Here is a 906-nt window from a genome sequence, read left to right as displayed (position 1 = left end):
TCGAGCTCTCCGAGTTCGTCAAGCTCTTCGAAGAGACCTTCGAAGTTACTGCTGCTGCTGTTGCTGTTGCAGGCCCCGCCGGTGGCGGCGCTGCAGAAGAAGCTGAAGAGAAGACCGAATTCGACGTCGTTCTCGAAGCTGCCGGCGACAAGAAGATCGCAGTGATCAAGGAAGTTCGCGCTATCACTTCCCTGGGCCTGAAGGAAGCTAAGGACGTTGTTGACAGCGCTCCGAAGGCTGTTCTCGAAGGTGTCACCAAGGAAGCTGCCGAGAAGGCTAAGGATCAGCTCGAAGCTGCCGGCGCCCGCGTTACCATCAAGTAACTCACGCCGCTTCACGGAAAACCCCGTCCACTTCGGTGGACGGGGTTTTCCTGTCTTAACCCAGTCTTTTCAACCCAACGCGGGGTCACTTAATGCCCGAAAAATGCCGGATATCGAGCCAAAAGTGACCCCGCGTTGCTAGGTCACCGTTACCCCAACGCGGGGTCACTGTTACCCCAACGCGGGGTCACTTAACGCCCGAAAAATGCCGGTTATCGGGCCGAATGTGACCCCGCGTTGCTAGGCAGGGTCGCTGATATCCGCGACCACGGCACCCAGGGCCGCGGTGAGGGCGTCCGCCTGAACGAAAGCGCTGTAGCCGTGCTCACCGGCGCCCATGGAGATCCGGCGCCCGGCCATGGTGGCGTCCGCGTACACGGGCCAGGCGTTGGTGCTGCCGAGCGGGGTGATGGTGCCGCGCTCGTAACCCGTTGCATCAAACGCCACGTCCGCCGGCGGCAGCGACAGCTTGTTGACGCCCACCAGGTTCCGGAGCTTCGGCCACGAGATCTGCCGGTCGCCCGGGATAAGCGCGAACAGGAACGTCCCGTCCTTGTGCTTGACCACCAGGGACTTCACGATC

1 protein-coding gene and 1 pseudogene are annotated in these 906 nt (G+C 61.5%); one reads left to right on the top strand and one right to left on the bottom strand.

Annotated features, from left to right (window positions below):
* Nucleotides 1–323: 50S ribosomal protein L7/L12 (gene rplL / locus DBR22_RS21720; RefSeq protein ID WP_108600688.1), on the top strand; the 323-nt coding region annotated here is incomplete at its 5' end.
* A 240-nt stretch (nt 324–563) separates the two neighbouring features.
* Here rplL and DBR22_RS21715 read toward each other — a convergent pair.
* A pseudogene (locus tag DBR22_RS21715) lies at nt 564–906 on the bottom strand (aminoacyl-tRNA deacylase); the annotation flags it as partial.

The sequence above is a fragment of the Arthrobacter sp. HMWF013 genome (assembly GCF_003061105.1).
In the GTDB taxonomy this organism is placed as follows: Bacteria; Actinomycetota; Actinomycetes; order Actinomycetales; family Micrococcaceae; genus Arthrobacter.
This window is presented reverse-complemented; position numbering and strand designations above follow the sequence as displayed.